Here is an 18423-nt window from a genome sequence, read left to right as displayed (position 1 = left end):
ACACTGCTCCCGGTCCTGACGGCGACGGTGCCGTCAGAGCGACAGGTGCACGGGAACTGTTCGGCGAAGACTGTCGCTACCGCGGACCGGGCCGCGACGGACCGGGACCGACCGGCAGGACCCGCCCCGCTCAGCCGACCCGGTGCAGCCAGACGACGGGGTTGCCCTCGGCCGCGTGGCGGAAGGGCTCGAGCTCGTCGTCCCAGGCCTGGCCGAGCGCCAGCCGGAGCTCGCGGTGGAGTTCGAGCGCGTTGCTGCCGGCGACCTCCATGGCGTAGCGGACGCGGTCCTCGGGGATGACCATGTTGCCGGTGACGTCGGTCTGGGCGTAGAAGACACCGAGGTCGGGCGTGTGCATCCACCGGCCGCCGTCCGAGGCGTCGGTCGGTTCCTCGGTGACCTCGTACCGCAGATGCTCCCACCCGCGCAGCGCCGAGGCGATCGCGGCACCCGCACCGACCGCACCGGACCACGTGAACTCCGTGCGACGCGCACCGTCCTGCGCCGGCTGGTCGAGCCACGAGAAGTTCACGGCACGGTTCATGGCGCGACCTGCTGCCCATTCGACGTGCGGGCAGAGCGCGCGTGGTGCGGAGTGCACGTAGAGCACCCCGGTCGTCGTTCCGTTCACGGTTCCTCCGATACGTCAGGTGCGACTTCCCCATCGACCTGCTGTGTGGAGGACCCGTCGGCCGAGCGGCCGCGGAACCATCGGTATCCGATTGTGATGTCCGAGAAGGACACGCCCATTATGCAGCGTCCCCGCTGGGAACGGCAAGGACCGCAGCGACCGGATCCGACCGACGTCCGACGAGCCCGTCGGCGTCAGTGCAGGACGGCGCCGTCCGCGTCGACGGGGTGGCGCTCCCCCGCGACGATCGGCACCGGCACGCGGTTCTCGGGCGGCGGGATCGGGCAGGCGAACTGGTACGAGAACGCACACGGCGGCAGGACGAGCAGGTTCCAGTCGAGCTCCACCGACGCGGCGTGCCCCGGGTCGTCGAGGTACAGGAACCGGCCCATGGAGTACGAGCTGCCGGGGTCGTCCTCGGGCAGGGCGCTCGTGGCGTCCTGCACGATGAGCTGCAGGCGGGGAGCGCCGCGGAACGCGGCCGACCGGACCGCGACGAACCGCACGGTCGTCGTGCCGAAGGCCGTCTCGACGTGCCCGGCGATCGGGAGCGCGTCGCCGGCTGCGTCGAGGACGCTGCCCCGGGCCTCCTGGTCGTCGCCGTCGTCGACCGTCACGTAGCTGCCGGTGGTGACCACGTCGTCGGACCGCGCGAACCGGGCGATGCCGGCGAAGCGGCCGATCGGCTCGGCGCTCGGGTCCCAGACGCGCAGCGTGGACCCGGAGACCGTGCCGGCCATCCCGTCGGGGAAGGCGACCTCGGACGGGACGACCGCGGTGTCGCCCGCGACGAGCACGGTGCCGTCGACCGGGACCCCGTCGACCACGACGCCGTCGTCGGCCGTGGCCGTGACCGTCAGGCCGCCGGACGCCGGCGCCCAGGTCCCCGGCACCGGCCAGACCGACTGCGGCAGGTCGACGCGCTGGGCGTTCACGAGCGCGAGCGGGCCGCGCGGACCGCGCGCCCACCGGTCGCGACCGGCGACGTGCTCGGTGAACGCGGCGTCGGTGGTGCCGGTCATGCCAGTTCCTGTCGGGGGTAGATGACCTTCTGCACGATGATGATCACCGACGCGGCGACGGGCAGGGCGACGAGGGCGCCGAGCACGCCGCCGATCGTGCCGCCGGCGACCGCGGCGATGACCACGAGGGCGCCGGGGACCTGCACCGCGCGGGACATGATGCGCGGCGAGATGAGGTAGGCCTCGACCTGCATGTAGACGAGGTAGTAGATCGCCGCGGCGAGGGCCGTCACCGGTGAGGCGAACAGGCAGAGCACCGAGATGACGACCGCGGCGCTCAGGGTGCCGACGAGCGGGATGAGCGAGCCGAGGAAGGCGAACGAGGCGAGCAGCACCGGCAGCGGCGCGCCGATGATGAGCAGCCAGACCAGGCTGAGCACGCCGTTGATGAGCGCCTGCGAGACCTGCCCGACGACGTAGCGGCCGACCGCCTGGGTGATCTGCTCGCTCACGTCGATGAAGTTCTCGCGTCGCGACGCCGGCACGAACCGGTAGGCGGCGCGCTTCATGCCGCGCATCGAGGCGAGGAAGTACAGCATGAGGATGAGGACGATCAGCGCGCCGGTCACCCCGGACAGGATGCCGCTGCCGACCGCCAGGATCCCGCCGCCGACGCTGAGCAGGTTGCCCGGGTTCTCGACGAAGGTCTGCACGGACTCGAGGGCGTGGTCGATGTCGAAGGAGCCCGCGAACTGGCGCGACAGGTCCTGCACCCACTGCTGCTTCGAGATGTCGTCGACGATCTCGGGGAAGTTCTGGATCAGGTTCGTCGCCTGCTCGACGAGGATCGGGACGACCGCGAACACGACCCCGGCGAACGCGGCGAGCACGCCGACGACGACGATCGTGATCGCCGCCCAGCGCGGGATGACCCGCTCGAGGAACGAGACGAGCGGGTCGATGCCGAGCGCGAGGAAGAGGGCGACGCCGATGTACACGAGCACCGTGCTCAGCTCGTGGATGATCGAGCCCGCGAGCAGCGCGACGAGCACGCCGATCGCACCCATGAACCCGAGGCGGAAGGCGTTCACGCGCACGCCGGTGCCACCGCGCGTCACCTCGAAGGTGACGTTCGGTGTCGGGCCGACGCCGTCGGGGTCGTCGTCGCGCTTGCGTTTCAACTGCACGTGGGGCGGGCGGGACTTGAACCCGCGGATCGTTCGGTTATGAGCCGACTGCCTTGACCAGCTTGGCTACCGCCCCCGGAGGCCGTCAGGCCACCGTTTCCCCACGATACAGCGCCTCGAAGGTCGAGAGCGTGCGGTTGATGTCGTGTGCCTCGATCATCGCGAGGCTGCGGTCGCGCATGGCGGTGTAGTCGGCGTCGGACGCCGTGAGCACCGCCTCGAGCTTGGCCGCCAGGTCGCGCTCGTCGCCCGGGGCGAACAGGTACCCGTTGCCGTCGATGAGGTGCGGCAGCGCCATCGAGTCGGCCGCGACCACCGGCAGCCCGGAGGCCATGCCCTCGAGCGACGAGATGCTCTGCAGCTCGGCGGTCGACGGCATCGCGAAGACGGTGGCGTTCGTCAGGGCGGTGCGCTTGTCCTCGTCGGAGACGAACCCGAGGAACCGGACACGGTCCTCGAGGCCGAGCTCCTTCGCCAGAGCGGTGAGCTTCGGGATCATCTCGCCGTCGCCGACGATCGACAACGTCGCGCCGAGCGAGCCGGGCAGCAGCGCCATCGCGCGCACCAGGACGTCGAGGTTCTTCTCCGGCGCGACCCGGCCGACGAAGACGACGTCGTTGCCCGGCGGGCGTCCCGGACGGGCGACGTAGCGGGTGGCGTCGATGCCGCAGGAGATCGCGAGCACCTGCTGGCCGGCGATGGCCCGGCGCAGGTAGTCGGCGGCCAGGTTCGTCGGGGTCGTGATGGTGTCGGCCTGGCGGTAGGTCTTCGCCGCGTCGTTCCAGGCGATCTTCAACGCGATCGGCAGGGTCCACTTGCCGAACGGCGTGTACTCGAGCAGGTTCTCGGGCATGAAGTGGTTCGTGGCGACGACGCGGATGCCGCGCTCCTTCGCCTCGTGCACGATGCCGCGGCCGATGACGACGTGCGACTGGATGTGCAGGACGTCGGGCCGCACGGCGTCGAGGATCGGGCCGGTCCACTTGCGGACGCTCCACGGCCAGACGAAGCGGAGCCAGGCGTGCAGCGGCCACTTGTAGGACTTCAGGCGGTGGACGACGAGGGTCACGCCCTGGTGCTCCTCGTCGAAGGTGCCGTGGTGGCTGCTCGACGCCGGGGCGACGACGTGGACCTCGTGCCCGCGCTCGGCGAGTCCGACGGCGAGCTGCTCGGCGAAGGTCGCCGCGCCGTTGACGTCGGGCGGGAACGTGTCGGCGGCGATCATGACGCGCAGGCGGCGGGTGTCGCCGGTCGCGTCCGTCGGTCCGGGGGCGGCGGTGGTGGCGTCTCCTGACACGGCGGGCGTCGTCCTCTCGTGGGGGAAGCGGGTCGGTCTGGAACGCTAGCGCACCAGGATCGACGCCCGCGTCAGCCGCGCGGCGGATGCGGGCGTCACGGAGCACGCACCCCGGCGGCGGGGCAGGCGGCCCCGCGGGTCAGCGCCGGGCTTCCGGGTGGTGCTTCGCGAGCAGGAACACCCCGGTGATCGCGATGGCCGCCGCGACGACGAACCCGGCGACGGCGAACCACGGCGCCCCGGCGGCCTCGTCGAGCACGACGACGCCGATGCCGACCGCGACGATCGGGTCGATGACGGTGAGGCCCGCGATGACGAGGTCGGCCGACCCGCTCGAGTAGGCGTTCTGCACGAAGTACCCGCCGAGCGACGCCGCGACGACCACGCCCACGATGGCGAGCACCGTCAGCCAGTCGAACGTGCCGTTCACGAACCGGTTCAGCACGACCTTCGCCAGGGTGGCCACGAACCCGTAGAGGACCCCGGCCCCGGCGATGTAGTAGAGCGCGTTGCGGTGCTTCGCCACGAGGCGGAACGTCGCCAGCACGAGGACGAGCACGACGGCGAGGACCACCAGGACGGTGACGAGCTGCTGCCGGGTGATGGCGCTCTCGTGCCCGACGAAGGCGGCGATGCCGACGAAGATGCCGACACCGATGATGCAGGTCCAGACCGCGCGTCGTGCTGCCTGCCCGAGCGGGACCCCGGACGAGCGCGAGGAGAACCACGTCGTGATGACGAGTGCGACCGCGCCGAGCGGCTGCACGACGATGAGCGGTGCGTTCGTGATGCTGACGAGCTGCAGGACGACGGCGATGCCGAGCATGAGGGTGCCGAGGACCCACCAGCCGCTCGACAGCAGACCGACGACGTGCCGGACGCTCAGGCCCTTCGACTGCCGGCCGAGGCGCGCCTCGACCCGCTGCACCCCGCGGCTCTGGAACTGGGCGCCGAGCGACAGGAAGACCGCGCCGATCAGGGCGACGGGGATCATGAGCGCCTGGAAGGGGGTCAGGTTGTTGACCGCATCCGGCAGCTGGAGGTCCGTCGTCACGCGTCGAGGCTACCGTCCGCCGCCGGATAACCTGGGTGAATGGCCGTTCTCCCGATCCGCATCACCGGTGAACCCGTCCTGCACGAGCGTGCAGCCGAGGTCACCGCGTTCGATGACGACCTGCGCACGCTCGTCGCCGACATGTACGAGACGATGGACCTGGCCCCCGGTGTCGGCCTGGCCGGCCCGCAGGTCGGCGTCGGCAAGCGCCTCTTCGTGTACTCGTACACCGACGACGACGAGGTCCTGCACCGCGGCGTCGCCGTCAACCCCGTGCTGTGGACGACGCCCGCCGTCCCCGAGTCCGTCGAGGAGCTCGACGAGGACGACGAGTCCGAGGGCTGCCTGTCGATCCCGGGCGAGCGCTTCCCGCTGCGCCGGTCCGAGGGCGCCCTGCTGCGGGCGGTCGACGAGCACGGCGAGCCGTTCGAGGTCGAGGCCCACGGCTGGCTGGCCCGCATCTTCCAGCACGAGTACGACCACCTCGACGGCTGGCTGTACGCCGACCGTCTCGTGCACCCGTACGGCAAGCAGGTCGCGAAGGCGATCCGCAAGAGCAGCTGGGGCGGCCCCGGCCAGTCGTGGTTGCCGGGTCGCGACCACCCCGAGGGCTGACGCCCGCTCGAGCACCCGACGGGCGACCGGGAGGCCCGGCTCAGCCCCGGTACGTCGACAGCGCGTCGCGCAGGTGGTCGGTCTCCGGGTGCCCGGGGCAGTACCGCAGGAGCGCCGCGGCGACCTGCGCCCCACGTCGCGTGGTCACCGCGGTCGTCCACGGTGCGGTGCCGGTGTCCGCGCACGTGGCCGCGAGCTCGACGAGGGTCGCGGCTCCGTCCGCGGCACGGACCGCGGCCTGCTGCTGCTCCGACGGCACCGAACCGGTGAGCCGGTGCGCCGTGCACGACGAGCGTTCGGCCTCCCACACGGCGGAGTAGGTCGTGTAGCGCTCGCGGTCGCCGCCGTCGTCGCACTCGAAGGCGAACACGACGGGTGACGCGCCGTCGCTGACGACGCTCTCGGAGCCGGTCGGCCCCTCGGTCGGGTCGGCGTCCGCGCCCTGCCCGCTGCAGGCCGCGAGGACCGTCACGAGCAGCACGCCGAGGAGCGCGGCGCGGGGCGGACGGGATCGGAGCACCTGAGAACGCTAACAGCAACACCCCGGCAGGACCCGCACGGCCAGTCCTGCCATGATTGGGCGAGCACTGCGCCCTGGAGGTCGTCATCCCCCGTCTGCACTCCCGTCCGCTGCGCGGCACCGCCTTCGTCGTGGTGGCCGCCGCAGCGCTGTTCGTCGCGTTCTGGCACCTGGGGCGCGCCACGATCGTGAACGACGAGTTCATCTACCTGCGGGCGAGCTGGGCCTACGTGCACGGTGACTTCTCGCTCAACCTCGAGCACCCGCCGACGGCGAAGTACCTCTACGGCATCGCGCAACTCGTCGTCGGCCAGGGCCCGCTCGGACCGCGGCTCGTGGCCGCGGTCGCGATGCTCGCCACCGGTGCGGTGCTGTTCGTCTGGCTCCGGCGCGAGGTCGGCTTCTGGACCGGGCTGCTCGCCGCGGGCGCCTGGTGGCTGACCCCGCGCGCCGCCGGGGCCACCTGGGCCGACGCCGGTTCGGTGATCGGCGCCCGCATCGACCGGTTCGCGATGCTCGAACCGCTCATGGTGTTCTTCGCGGTGGCGTCGCTCGCGGCCGCCTGGCGCTGGATGCGGACCGGCAACCGCTGGTGGGTCGCCGCGGCCGGGGCCCTGCTGGCGCTGTCCGTCACGTCGAAGGTCTCCACCGCGGTCCTGGTGCTCGCGATCGGGGCGCTGCCGCTGCTGGCGCGTCGCTGGAAGGACCTCGGGGTCGGGGCGCTGTGGGGCGGCGTGCCGTTCGTCGTCGTGTTCGTCCTGCTCTACCTGCCGGTCGGGCTGTTCTCCGCGATCGGGCACATGCTCGCCTTCCAGGCGCAGCAGAACGCGCACGGCCACCCGACGACGATCCTCGGCACCGTGTTCGCGCGTGCGCCGTGGTGGGCGAACTTCGCGTTCCTGTTCGCCGGCACCGGCTGGTTGCTCCTCGCCCTGCTCGTGGTCGGCGTCGTCTGCGCTCTCGCCGTCCGCCCCGACCGGCTCGTGGCCTACCTCGGCATCGCCCTCGGCGTATTCGTCGTGTTCTACGTCGTCGTCGCGAACGTGTCGCTTCCCTACTACTACGACGCGTGGATGCCGCTCGTCGTCGCCCTCGCGGCGATCGGGTACGCGCGCCTGGCGTCGGTGCGACCGCCGCTCGGTCGCGTGGCGGCACTCGTGCTCGTCGCCGGTCTGCTCGTCCCTGCTGGGCGGCTCGGGGTCGCCGTGGCCGAGACCCGGCCGAGCGGGATCGCGCTGCTGACCGACGCCCTGACCGTCCGGGGGCACGGCACCGAGGGCGTCCTGTTCAGCCGCTTCAGCGCGAACACGTGGCGCATCTACTTCGGGGACCGCGGCTCGATGCGACCGGAGAACGGCCCGTTCGACGCCGTGGTGGTCGGCTCGGACACGCGCCGGACGATGCCCGCGCAGGTCCGGACGTTCCTGGACGAGCACGCCGACGAGCTCGAGCACTTCCGGCTCGACTACCTCGACGTCTACGTGCCGGAGCAGGGCACGATCGTCGACAACAACGTCGACGGCACGCTGAGCATCGAGCGCTGACGGACCACCGCCCCGCCGTGCGGGGTCGCGCTCAGCCCGTGGGACCGCTGACGGTCACGACCACGGGGACCTCGAGCCGGCCGCCGAGCCGGGCGTCGGTCTGCAGGCGGCACCGCACGGTCGTCTCGCCGACAGCGGCGGTCACCACCCGGTCGGTGCAGCGGGGTGCGGTCACGCCGGTCGGCAGCGCGAGGCGCAGGACGGTGCGGACCGGACGGCCGTCGGGGCTCCGGAGGGCGATCGGCGCGGGGTCCAGGATCGTGTCGGGGGCGTCGAGGTCCTCGATCCGTGCACCGGACAGGTCCGCGCCGTCGAGGTCGGCCCCGTCGAGCCGCGCGGACGACAGGTCCGCGGCGGACAGCCGGGCGTCGCGCAGGTCGGCGGCGCGCAGGTCGGCCGCGTGCAGGTCGGCGCCGCGCAGGTCCGCCCCGCGCAGGTCGGCCCGACGCAGGTCCGCACCGTAGAGCACGGCGTCCGACAGGTCGGCGGCACGCAGGTCGACCCGCTGGAGCTCGGCGAGCCGCAGGTCCGCGGCGGCCAGGTCGACGCCGGACAGCCGCGCCGACGGACAGGACGTCGCGACCTCGGGGCCCGGGGCGGAGACGACGGCGCAGCCGTCGACCTCGTGCACGCTGCCGCCGTCGCTGCCCGGCCGCAGGAACGCCGCGACCCCGATCGCCGCGACGAAGGCGACGGATGCGATCCCGACGACCACGCCCCGGACGCGCGGCCGCGCGGTCACGGGTCGACCCCGGTCAACCAGTGCGGCAGCACCTCGAGCGCCCACCCGGAGTACCAGGCGGCCGAGCGTGCCGACGGGAAGAACGCGCTCACCGGGTTGTACAGGACGAAGAGCGCCGCGAGCACCACGCCGACCACGACCGTGAGCACCACCCGTGCCCGTCGCGGCAGGCGGCGCAGCCACGAGTGGACCCCGACGAGCACGACGGCGACCGCGAGCGGCATCGCCGGCAGCAGGTAGCGCCCGGAGAACGCGTACGTCTGCCCGAGGTTCACCACCGTCGCGGCGTTGAAGCAGAGGACCGCGAACACGTAGGTGTTGGCGACGGCCGCGCACCATGCGAGCGCCGGGTTCGCGAGCACGCGTCGCAGCTGGGTGGCGGCGACCACGGCCGCGACGAGGACGGACACGGCACCGGCGAGCACGACCGCGGGCTCCGGCTGCCACGGCAGCGAGGCACCCCAGAAGAAGAAGAGCGACTTGAAGTACGTCGCGACCCACGAGCCGAGGAACGCGAGCGGGTCGAACGGCGGGAGCGTGCCGGCCACCTCGGCGAGCTCGTGCGCTCTCGTCGCCGCGTAGTTGCGCCGGAAGATCGCGTGGTCCATGCAGTCCGCGCGCGTGTGCAGCGCGGTGCAGGACGGGTTCACGGCGTGGAACTGCAGCAGGTTCACCCCGAAGCGCTCGACGGCGAGGGCTGCCAGCACACCGCCGACCACGACGAGGGTCGCCGTCGCCCACGGCCGCTCCCGCGCGCCGCGGACGGTGCGTGCCACCGGCTGCCGCAGCCAGACCCAGCCGTCCGCCCGGTAGCGCAGCAGCACCGCGAAGAACCCGCCGGCGAGCACGAAGGGTGCCTGCGAGTACTTCAGGAGCAGCGCGGCGAGGGCGGCGACGACGAGCCAGCCGAGGGTGCGCAGCCCGCCGCCGCGGACGAACCGGACGGCCACGGCGGCGAACACGAACAGCGCGGCCATCGCCGGACCGTCGTAGCTGACGGTCGCCGCCTGCCAGGCGAACCGGCCGGTGAAGGCGGTCGCGACGACGGCGAGCAGTCCGATCGACGCCGGGACACCGGCGCCGCGGAACAGCGACCGGAGCGCGACGAGCCCGAGGGCCGTCCACAGCACGTCGACGGCCCGGAGCACGACGACCACCTGTTCGTACCCCAGGCCGAGGCCGAGCGCGACCCGTGCCGGGAACGACATGAGGTAGTGGTACAGGTACAGGGGCGAGCGGACGAGTTCGCCCATCCAGAGCTGGGACGTGTCCATCCGGTCGAGGAACGGCCCCGCACCGAGCGGGCGCTCGGCGTAGAGCAGGATGTTCCCGACGTGCCCGCGTTCGTCGGGGGCAGCGGTGGCGTGCACGTGGAAGACCGCGGCGAAGCCGAAGCCCATCAGCACGAAGACGACGAGCACCACGACGAAGGCGGCTCGCGAGGCCAGGACCCGGTCGAGGCGGGCGGCGACCCCGGTGCCGTGCAGGCCTCCCGGCCGGGCGTGCTGCGGCGCCCGGGTCATTGTCATAGCAGGGGAAATGCTATCGCGGAGTCCGATCGCGCCCCGGTGCGGCGTCGCCGACCGTCCGGAAACCCAGAAGGCCCCGGGAACGCAGAAGACCCCCACCCCGGAGGGTGAGGGCCTGTCGCTCCCCGAGTTGGACTCGAACCAACAACCTGCCGGTTAACAGCCGGCTGCTCTGCCAATTGAGCTATCGAGGATCACTGTCCGCTGGCGGATGACGTGCGAACAACGGGTAACAGCATAGCAGTACCGCGAGGCACTCCACCGCATCGGACACGCCGCCCGGGCGCGCCGCGACCTCGCAGCGGGGCGCGGTGGGCCTTGCGCCGCTCAGTACCCGGCGGTCGGGTCCACGACGCCGACGAACCGGTCCGCGCTCCGGCCGAGGAACGCCGTCGTGTTGAGGCGGATCCGCTCGGCGAGCAGCGGGCCGACCATCTCCGGCGTGTCCGCCTGGTGGGGCGTGATGAGCGCGCCCGGCTCGGACCACAGCGGGTGGTCGTCCGGCAGCGGTTCCGGATCGGTGACGTCGAGACCGGCCGCGGCGATCTCGCCCGCGCGCAGTGCCGCCACGAGGGCATCGGTGTCGACCAGGCCACCGCGGGCGATGTTCACCAGGCGAGCGCTCGGCTGCATGAGGCCGAACTGCCGCTCCCCCAGGAGCTTCGTCGTGCCCGAGGTCATGGCCGCCGCGACCACGACGACGTCCGCGTCGGGCAGCACCTCGTCGAGGCGGTCGGTCGTCACGGTGCGTGACGCACCCGGCACGGGGTCGGCCGAGCGCCGCACGACGGTCACGTCGACGTCGAACGGGGCCACGAGCCGCAGGTACTCGACGGCGATGCCGCCGGCGCCGATGACGACGACGTTCCGGCCGTAGAGCGAGACGCCCTCGGGCTCGGTGGCCCACGAGGTCGCCCGCGCCCGACGCTGCAGCACGCGGAGCGTCGCCAGCGTGAGCGCCAGTGCGTGCTCCGCCACCGGCTCGGCGTAGGCACCCTTGGCCGAGGTGAAGAGCACCCGGTCGCCGTGCTCCTCGATGAGGTGCGCGAAGGCGTCCACGCCGGCGAAGGGCAGCTGCACCCAACCGATGCCGGGAGCGGTGACGAGGGCGTCGGCCAGGCCGGCCGGGTCGTGCGCGTCGAGCCAGACGACCCCGCGGGTGTCGGCGTCGAGCGGCGCGACGGTGCCGCCCGCCTCGGTCACGGCGGTGACGTGCAGGTCGGTCGGCTCGGGGAGCACGGCGACGGGGCCGGGTGTCGGGACCTCGACGGGCAGCGCACCGCCGCCGGTCGGCACGACGGCGCGGTGGCCGCGGGTGGACGGGCTCACGGGGTCTCCTGTCGCTCGGCGCGGGGGCCGGTCCCGGCGGTGACGGGCGCGTTGCCGGCCGCGACCGGTCGGCGCGGCGCCGACGAGCGCCGCGGTGCGGTGGGTGCCGGACGACGCTTCACGCCGCGCGCGGCCGTGGCCGCCAGGGTGCGGACGTACGGGTCGACCGGGTTGTCCAGGACCTCGTCGAAGGTGCCGAGCCCGACCAGGCGCGCGTCGGACATCACGGCGACACGGTCGGCCAGGGCCCGGGCCTCGCGCAGGTCGCTCGACACCACGACGGCCGAGAAGTGCCGGTTCCGCTGCAGGGTCGCGAGGGCCTCGAGCACCGACTGGCGGACGAGCACGTCGACACCGCGGGCCGGTTCGTCGGCGACGAGCAGCTGCGGCTCGAGCACGAGCGCCCGGGCGAGGGCGACGCGCTGGCGCTGCCCGCTCGAGAGTTCCCACGTGTTCAGGCGCATGATGCCGAGCGGCAGGTGCACGGCGTCGACGAGCCGCGCGACGATGAGCCCGGCCTCGCGCCGGTCGAACCGGCGGTCCCTGGCGTAGATCGGCTCGGCGATCGCCTCGCCGACGGTCAGGTCGGGGCTCAACCGGTCGGCGCCGTCCTGCGGCAGGTAGCCGATGCGGCCGCTCAGGCGCTCCGCCTTGCGCGAGGACGCGCGCAGGCCGCGGGTCTTCTGTCCGAGCACCGTCAGCTCGCCGCCGACGATGTGCCGGCGCAGGGCCCCCTCGCCCTCGCCGTGGGCGCCGAGCTGACCGGCGATCGCGGCGGCGAAGGTCGACTTGCCCGAGCCGGACTCCCCCAGGAGCGCCAGGATCTCGCCCTGGCGGACGGTCAGGCTGACGCCGTCGACCGCCCGGATGGTCTCGGCGCCGCGTCCGCCCCGGTACTCGATCGAGACGTCGTCGGCGACGACCGCCGGTCCGTTGACCGCGATCATGGATCCCCTTCCACGCCGCCCCCTGGCGGCGGTCCGCGACGGGCCGCCACAGGCGGGACCGTCGTGCGTGCTGCGGTGGAGGCGACCGCCCTGGAGGCCCGGCGTGCGTCGTCGACGCGGGCCGGGCCTCCAGTGCGGTCACGTCGGATCAGGACCCGACGTTCTCCAGTCGCTCCAGCGTACGCCGTCGCTCCGCCTGTTCCGCCGGGTCCGGCACGGGCAGCGACGCGAGGAGTCGCTGCGTGTACGGGTGCTGCGGCGAACCGAGCACCTGTGCCGTCGTCCCCGACTCGACCAGGTCGCCCCGGTAGAGCACCGCGATGCGGTCGGAGAGCGCGCCGACGACCGCCAGGTCGTGGCTGATGAAGAGCGAGGCGAAGCCGAGGTCCTGCTGGAGCTCGAGGAAGAGCTCGAGCACGCGGGCCTGCACGGACACGTCGAGCGCACTCGTCGGCTCGTCGGCGATGAGCAGCTTCGGCCGGAGCGCCAGCGACCGGGCCAGCGAGGCACGCTGGCGCTGTCCGCCGGAGAGCTCGTGCGGGTACCGCTCGCCGTAGGCGGCCGGCAGCTGGACGGCCTCGAGCAGTTCGTCGACCTGCTTCCGGGCCGCCCGGGGGCTCGACACCACGCCGTGCACCACGAGCGGCTCGGCGACGCACTCGGCGATGGTGAGCAGCGGGTTGAACGACGTCGCCGGGTCCTGGAAGACGAACCCGATGTCCTTCCGCAGGTGCTTGAAGTCCCGCTCGCGGAACCCGCGCATCTCGGCGCCGAGGACGTTCAGCGACCCGCCGGTGACCTTCGTCAGGCCCGCCATCGCGCGCCCGATCGTGGTCTTGCCCGAGCCGGACTCCCCCACCAGGCCGAGCACCTCGCCCGGACGGATCGCCAGGTCGACGCCCTTGACCGCCGTGAAGGCGGGCGAGCCGAGGCGGCCCGGGTACTCGATGACGAGCCCCTTCGCCTCGACGAGCGGGGTGACGTCCTCGGAGATCGCGGCGCGGCGGGCGGTCCCCGTCGAGGCCTCGAGCCGGGGCACGGCCGCGAGCAGCCGCTTCGTGTAGTCGGCCTGCGGCTTCGAGAAGAGGTCCGTCGCCGTGGCCTCCTCGACGATCTCGCCCTGGTACATCACCGCGACGCGGTCGGCGAGGTCGGCGACGACGCCCATGTTGTGCGTGATGATGACGATGGCAGCACCGAACTCGTCACGGCACCGACGGAGCAGGTCGAGGATCTCGGCCTGCACCGTGACGTCGAGCGCGGTGGTCGGTTCGTCGGCGATGATGACGCTCGGCTCGAGGGCCAGGGCGCTCGCGATGACGACGCGCTGCTTCTGCCCGCCCGAGAACTGGTGCGGGTAGTGGTCGACACGGGTCTCCGGGTCGGGGATGCCGACGCGGCGCAGGTAGTCGATCGCCTTCTCGCGGGCCTCCTGCTTCGAGACGCCGCCGTGGGCGCGCAGGCCCTCCGCAATCTGCCACCCGACCGTGAACACCGGGTTCAGCGCGGTCGAGGGCTCCTGGAACACCATCGCGCCCGCCGTGCCCCGCAGCTCGCGGAGCTTCTGCGCGCCGACGCTCACCACGTCGGTGCCGTCGAGGTAGACGGCGCCGCCGAGGGTCGCCGTCTCCGGCATGAGGCGGAGCATGCTGCGCGCCGTGACCGACTTGCCGGACCCGGACTCGCCGACGAGGGCGAGGACCTCGCCCGGACGGACGTCGATGCTGACGCCCTTCACCGCGTCGACGGCGCCGTTGTCGGTCGCGAACGTGACGGTCAGGTCGTCGACGACGGCGACGGACTCGGCACCGGTGCCGCGGGGGGCGGTGCTTCGGTCGGTCGCGTCGTCGGCCGGGAGGCCCGGGGTTGCGTCCGTCATGCGGCCGCCCCTTCCGTGTCGGTCGCCTGCTTGCGGGACACCAGCTGCTTCAGCCGGCGGCGTGCGCGCAGACGCGGGTCGGAGATGTCGTTGAGGCTCTCGCCGATGAACGTGACGCCGAGGACGAGCACGACGATCGCGACACCGGGGAACACGCCGGTCCACCACACGCCCGACGCGACGTCGGCCAGGGCGCGGCTGAGGTCGTAGCCCCACTCCGCACCGGCGGTCGGTCCGATGCCGAAGCCCAGGAAGCCGAGGCCGGCCAGGGTCAGGATCGCGTCGCTCGCGTTGAGCGTCAGGATGAGCGGCAGGGACCGGGTCGAGTTCCGCAGGACGTGCCGGGTCATGATCCGCCACGGGTTCGTGCCCATCACGCGCGCCGACTCGACGAAGGCGTCGTTCTTCAGGCGCACGGCCTCGGCGCGGACCACCCGGAAGTACTGCGGCACGTAGACGACGGTGATCGAGATCGCCGCCGCGAGGATGCCGCCGCTGTAGCTCGACCGTCCACCGGAGATGACGATCGACACGACGATCGCCAGGAGCAGCGACGGGAACGCGTAGATCGCGTCGGCCACCACGACGAGGATGCGGTCGAGCCAGCCGCCGAGGTACCCGGACACCATGCCGAGCAGGACACCGACGAGGATCGACACCACCACGGCGACGATGACGACGAGGACCGCCGTGCGGGCGCCGTAGACGACGCGGCTGAACACGTCGAAGCCACCGACCGTCGTGCCCCAGATGTGCTCGGGGCTCGGGGAGCCGGTGCGCGGGAAGCTCACGCCGTCGTCGCCCTGCAGCTGACCGAAGCCGTACGGGGCGATGAGCGGCGCGGCGATCGCGACGACGAGGTAGACGGCGCAGACGACCACGCCGACGATGAGCATGGCGCGCTGCCAGCCGGTGCTCCGGCGGAGCTGGACCACGACGGGCAGCCGCTTCCACAGCGGTTCGTGGCGGTCGACGAGGGAGGTGTCAGCCATCTCTAGAACCTCACTCTCGGGTCGATCAGGGCGGCGATGACGTCGACGACGAAGTTCGTCACGGCGACGATGACCGCGAGCATCGCGACGATGCCCTGCACCGCGACGAAGTCACGGGCGGACAGGTACTGGTTGAGTTCGAAGCCGAGGCCGCGCCAGCCGAAGGTGGTCTCGGTGAGCACCGAGCCGCCGAGCAGCATCGCGATCTGCAGGCCCATCACGGTGATGATCGGCACGAGCGCCGGACGGAACGCGTGCGTGCGGACCAGTCGGGACTCGCGGACACCACGCGACCGGGCGGCGTCGACGTACTCGGAGCCGAGCGAGCCGATCATGTTCGCGCGGACGAGCCGCAGGAAGATGCCGGCCGTCAGCAGGCCGAGGGTCAGCGCCGGCAGCACCGCGTGCTGGAGCACGTCGCCGATGATCTCGGCGTTGCCGGTGCGGAGCGCGTCGATGATGTAGATGCCGCTCGCGCCGGGGATGCCGTCGAGGACGAGCTGGACCCGGGACGAGGCGCGGTCCCCCAGCGGCAGCCAGCCGAGCCACACCGAGAAGACGAGCTTGAGCAGCAGACCGCCGAAGAACACCGGGGTCGCGTACGTCAGGATCGCGAGGGCCCGGAGCAGCACGTCCGGCCACTTGTCGCGCAGGTAGGCCGCGAGCATGCCGAGCGGGATGCCGAGCACGAGGGCGACGACGAGCGCGTAGAAGACGAGCTCGGCGGTCGCGCCGCCGTACTGCAGGATGATCTCGGTCACCGGGCGGTTGTCCGTCGAGGCCGAGCCGAAGTCGCCCCGCAGCAGCTTGCCGAGGTACTCCAGGTACTGCACGACCACGGGCCGGTCGTACCCGGCGGCGTGCAGGCGTTCCTGCAGCTGCGTGGGGGTGAGGCGACCACCGACCGAGGCGGTGATCGGGTTCCCGATGACGCGCATCAGGAAGAACACGAGCGTCACCAGGATGAAGACGGTCGGGATGATGAGGAGGAATCTGACGAGGATGTACCGGCCGAGTCCGCCGCCGCCACCACCGGCACGTCGCTGTGCCTGCGGTTTGATCGGGTCGGTCTCGATCGCCTCGGGGTTCGTGAGGGTCACGGTCGTGGGGTGCCTTTCTCAGCCGTGCGCAGGCCGCGGGCGTTCCTCGTGGGGACGCCCGCGGCCTGCGCGGAGGGCTCGGTGTTCCGTGCCTACTTGCTCAGCGTGGCGTAGCGGAACTTGAACGAGGCGTCGAGCTGGAGCCCCTTGACGTCCTTGCTCGCGACCGCGACGGACTTGCCCTGCAGCAGGGGCAGCGTCGAGATCTGCGACGCCTCGCGCTCCTGGGCCTGCTCGATCAGGTCGGCACGCTTGTCCGGGTCGGACTCCGCCTGCTCCTTCGCGATGAGGTCCTGGATGACCGAGTCGTCGTAGTGGTTCTGGACGAAGTTCTCCTTGGTGAAGAACGGCGACAGGTAGTTGTCGGCGTCGGAGAAGTCGGGGAACCAGCCGAGCTGGTACTCCGGGTAGGCGTCCTTCGTGCGCTCCTGGGCGTAGGTCGTGTAGACCGTCGACTGGATGTTGACGGTGAACAGGCCGGAGTCCTCGAGCTGGGTCTTGAGCAGTGCGTACTCGTCGTCCGACGCCGAGCCGTAGTGGTCGGGCGCGTACTGGATGTCGAGCTGCACCTTGCCGGTGACGCCCGCGTCGGCGAGGGTCTTCTTCGCCTTCGACACGTCCGGGCCGCCGTTGCCGTCGCCGTACATGTCCTTGAACGGCTGGACCGCACCGGTGAGGCCGTCCGGCACCATCGAGTACAGCGGGGTGAAGGTGTCGTTGTAGACCTCCTTCGCCAGGGCGGCGCGGTCGACCACGTCAGCGGCGGCCTGGCGCACGGCGAGGGCCTTCGCCTCGTCGGCGTCGTCCTGACCGGTGCCGAACGGCTGGGTCTTGAAGTTGAAGACCACGTAGCGGATCTCGCCGCCGGGGCCGTCCGTGACCGTCAGCTTGTCGTCCTTGCGCAGGTCCGAGATGTCGGTCGGCGTGAGCGAGCGGTACGCCACGTCGACGTCGCCCTTCTGCACGGCGAGCTTGAGGTCGGTCTCCTTTGTGAAGTAGTTGGCCGTCACCTCGTCGGTCTTCGCCTTGCCGAGCACGCCGTCGTACTTCGGGTTCACCTTGTACTGGATCAGCTGGTTCTCCTTGTAGGAGCTGATCTGGTACTGCCCGGCGAACGCCTTGCCCTTGACGATGTCGTCGGCGCTGGTGAGCTTCGTCGCGCTGAAGACGTCCTCGTCGACGATCGGGCCCGCGGGGCTCGAGAGCACCTGCGGCCAGGTCTGGTCGGCGTGGTCGAGGTTGAACACCACGGTCGTGTCGTCCGGGGTGTCGATGCTCTTGAGGTTGGCCAGCAGCGACTGCGGGCCGTTCTCGTTGTTGATCTTCAACTCGCGGTCGAACGAGAACTTCACGTCGCTCGAGGTGAGCTTGTTGCCGTTCGCGAACTCGAGCCCGTCCTTGAGGGTGACCTCGTACGTGGTCGGGTTCGTGAACTCCGCCTTCGTGGCGATGTCGGGCTCGACGTCCGGGCTGCCCACCGGGGTGTTCATCAGGAACGGGAAGACCTGGTTCTGCACGGCGAAGGAGCCGTTGTCGTAGGAACCCGCCGGGTCGAGGGACGTGATCTTGTCCGTCGTCCCGATGCTCAGGCCGTTCAGTTCGGTGTCACTCACGCTGCTGCTCGCGCAGCCGGTGAGCACCAGCGCCGTCGCTGCTGCACCGGCGCCGAGCGCGATGCCGCGCTTGCCCCACTTGGTCACGGATGCCATGTCCGCTGCCTCTCTGGTCGTGATTGCAAGGGTCCTGGGCCGGGGGTGGATCGTCTGTGTGGCCGACCAGGAACGCTCATTGGTATCACCCTGTCACGGAACCGACCGAACCGAGGGCCGATTGTTTACACCGCTGTAACGCACGCTCCTGCCGCGTGGTGCATGATTCCGCCGCTCCCGAGCGGCGTGTCACGCACGAAGGTTGCGTCGTGCAACTGCGCGCTTCCCCTGGTGCGGCGCGGGATCGGAGCCGGCCGAGGTCGCTCGAACTGCCGCCCCGACGCCCCCGCAGCAGCCGATCGAGCGACCACGGCGCCCCGCCGGCGGCGCGTTGCGCGACCTCGGCGCGCGGGCCGCTCGAGCGCTTCCCCTGCTCCTGCGCCGGA

General features: G+C 71.8%; 16 protein-coding genes and 2 tRNA genes. 2 read left to right on the top strand and 16 right to left on the bottom strand.

Going from position 1 to position 18423, the window contains the following annotated elements; translation table 11 throughout:
• Positions 1-130 precede the first annotated feature (130 nt).
• The 6 genes from DEI99_RS07665 to DEI99_RS07640 all read right to left on the bottom strand — a co-directional run bounded on the left by DEI99_RS07665 (position 131) and on the right by DEI99_RS07640 (position 5131).
• On the bottom strand, positions 131-610 hold the full coding sequence (locus tag DEI99_RS07665; protein ID WP_111042437.1) for a DUF3145 domain-containing protein: 480 nt from the start codon (positions 608-610) through the stop codon (positions 131-133).
• 215 nt (positions 611-825) lie between these two features.
• Positions 826-1653 (bottom strand): DUF1684 domain-containing protein, encoded by an 828-nt coding sequence (locus tag DEI99_RS07660; RefSeq protein ID WP_111042419.1) that lies wholly within the window; start codon positions 1651-1653, stop codon positions 826-828.
• Positions 1650-2774, bottom strand: a complete 1125-nt coding sequence (locus tag DEI99_RS07655) for an AI-2E family transporter (protein WP_502867025.1) — start codon at positions 2772-2774, stop codon at positions 1650-1652. Before DEI99_RS07655 ends, DEI99_RS07660 begins: the two co-directional genes overlap by 4 nt.
• A gap of 7 nt (positions 2775-2781) precedes the next feature.
• Positions 2782-2856: transfer RNA gene (locus DEI99_RS07650), tRNA-Ile, on the bottom strand.
• A 9-nt stretch (positions 2857-2865) separates the two neighbouring features.
• Positions 2866-4077 carry a glycosyltransferase gene (locus tag DEI99_RS07645; RefSeq protein WP_111042421.1) on the bottom strand — a complete coding sequence of 404 codons (1212 nt, stop codon included), beginning with the start codon at positions 4075-4077 and terminating at the stop codon, positions 2866-2868.
• A 139-nt stretch (positions 4078-4216) separates the two neighbouring features.
• Positions 4217-5131: a multidrug DMT transporter permease gene (locus DEI99_RS07640; RefSeq protein WP_181434493.1), complete on the bottom strand. Its 915-nt coding sequence runs from the start codon at positions 5129-5131 to the stop codon at positions 4217-4219.
• A gap of 39 nt (positions 5132-5170) precedes the next feature.
• On the opposite strand from DEI99_RS07640, the gene def reads away from it, so the two are divergent.
• Complete coding sequence (def, locus tag DEI99_RS07635; protein WP_111042422.1) at positions 5171-5746, top strand: peptide deformylase; 576 nt, start codon at positions 5171-5173, stop codon at positions 5744-5746.
• A gap of 40 nt (positions 5747-5786) precedes the next feature.
• Here def and DEI99_RS07630 read toward each other — a convergent pair whose 3' ends face one another.
• Complete coding sequence (locus DEI99_RS07630; protein WP_111042423.1) at positions 5787-6266, bottom strand: hypothetical protein; 480 nt, start codon at positions 6264-6266, stop codon at positions 5787-5789.
• A gap of 56 nt (positions 6267-6322) precedes the next feature.
• Here DEI99_RS07630 and DEI99_RS07625 point away from each other — a divergent pair, with 56 nt between their 5' ends.
• Positions 6323-7810 (top strand): ArnT family glycosyltransferase, encoded by a 1488-nt coding sequence (locus DEI99_RS07625; protein ID WP_111042424.1) that lies wholly within the window; start codon positions 6323-6325, stop codon positions 7808-7810.
• Between the two features lie 31 nt (positions 7811-7841).
• On the opposite strand, the gene DEI99_RS07620 is transcribed toward DEI99_RS07625, so the two are convergent.
• The 9 genes from DEI99_RS07620 to DEI99_RS07580 all read right to left on the bottom strand — a co-directional run bounded on the left by DEI99_RS07620 (position 7842) and on the right by DEI99_RS07580 (position 18037).
• Positions 7842-8552, bottom strand: coding sequence for a pentapeptide repeat-containing protein (locus DEI99_RS07620; RefSeq protein ID WP_284180986.1), 711 nt, complete (start codon positions 8550-8552; stop codon positions 7842-7844).
• Complete coding sequence (locus DEI99_RS07615) at positions 8549-10081, bottom strand: hypothetical protein (protein ID WP_258369496.1); 1533 nt, start codon at positions 10079-10081, stop codon at positions 8549-8551. Before DEI99_RS07615 ends, DEI99_RS07620 begins: the two co-directional genes overlap by 4 nt.
• Positions 10082-10202: 121 nt before the next feature.
• Positions 10203-10275: transfer RNA gene (locus DEI99_RS07610), tRNA-Asn, on the bottom strand.
• Positions 10276-10408: 133 nt separating this feature from the next.
• Positions 10409-11410, bottom strand: coding sequence for a D-isomer specific 2-hydroxyacid dehydrogenase family protein (locus DEI99_RS07605; RefSeq protein WP_111042426.1), 1002 nt, complete (start codon positions 11408-11410; stop codon positions 10409-10411).
• Entirely contained in the window at positions 11407-12357 is a 951-nt protein-coding gene (locus DEI99_RS07600; protein WP_071297277.1) for an ATP-binding cassette domain-containing protein, read from the bottom strand. The genes DEI99_RS07605 and DEI99_RS07600 overlap by 4 nt, the downstream gene beginning before the upstream one ends.
• 148 nt (positions 12358-12505) lie before the next feature.
• Positions 12506-14236, bottom strand: a complete 1731-nt coding sequence (locus tag DEI99_RS07595) for an ABC transporter ATP-binding protein (protein WP_258369497.1) — start codon at positions 14234-14236, stop codon at positions 12506-12508.
• Positions 14233-15228, bottom strand: coding sequence for an ABC transporter permease (locus DEI99_RS07590; protein ID WP_111042427.1), 996 nt, complete (start codon positions 15226-15228; stop codon positions 14233-14235). Before DEI99_RS07590 ends, DEI99_RS07595 begins: the two co-directional genes overlap by 4 nt.
• A gap of 2 nt (positions 15229-15230) precedes the next feature.
• Complete coding sequence (locus DEI99_RS07585) at positions 15231-16328, bottom strand: ABC transporter permease (protein WP_071254727.1); 1098 nt, start codon at positions 16326-16328, stop codon at positions 15231-15233.
• A 92-nt stretch (positions 16329-16420) separates the two neighbouring features.
• Entirely contained in the window at positions 16421-18037 is a 1617-nt protein-coding gene (locus DEI99_RS07580) for an ABC transporter substrate-binding protein (protein WP_111042428.1), read from the bottom strand.
• Between the last annotated feature and the right edge of the window lie 386 nt (positions 18038-18423).

This window comes from Curtobacterium sp. MCLR17_036 (genome assembly GCF_003234445.2).
Classification (GTDB): domain Bacteria; phylum Actinomycetota; class Actinomycetes; order Actinomycetales; family Microbacteriaceae; genus Curtobacterium.
Note: the sequence above shows the minus strand (reverse complement) of the source record. Positions and strands in the feature narration are given on the sequence as shown.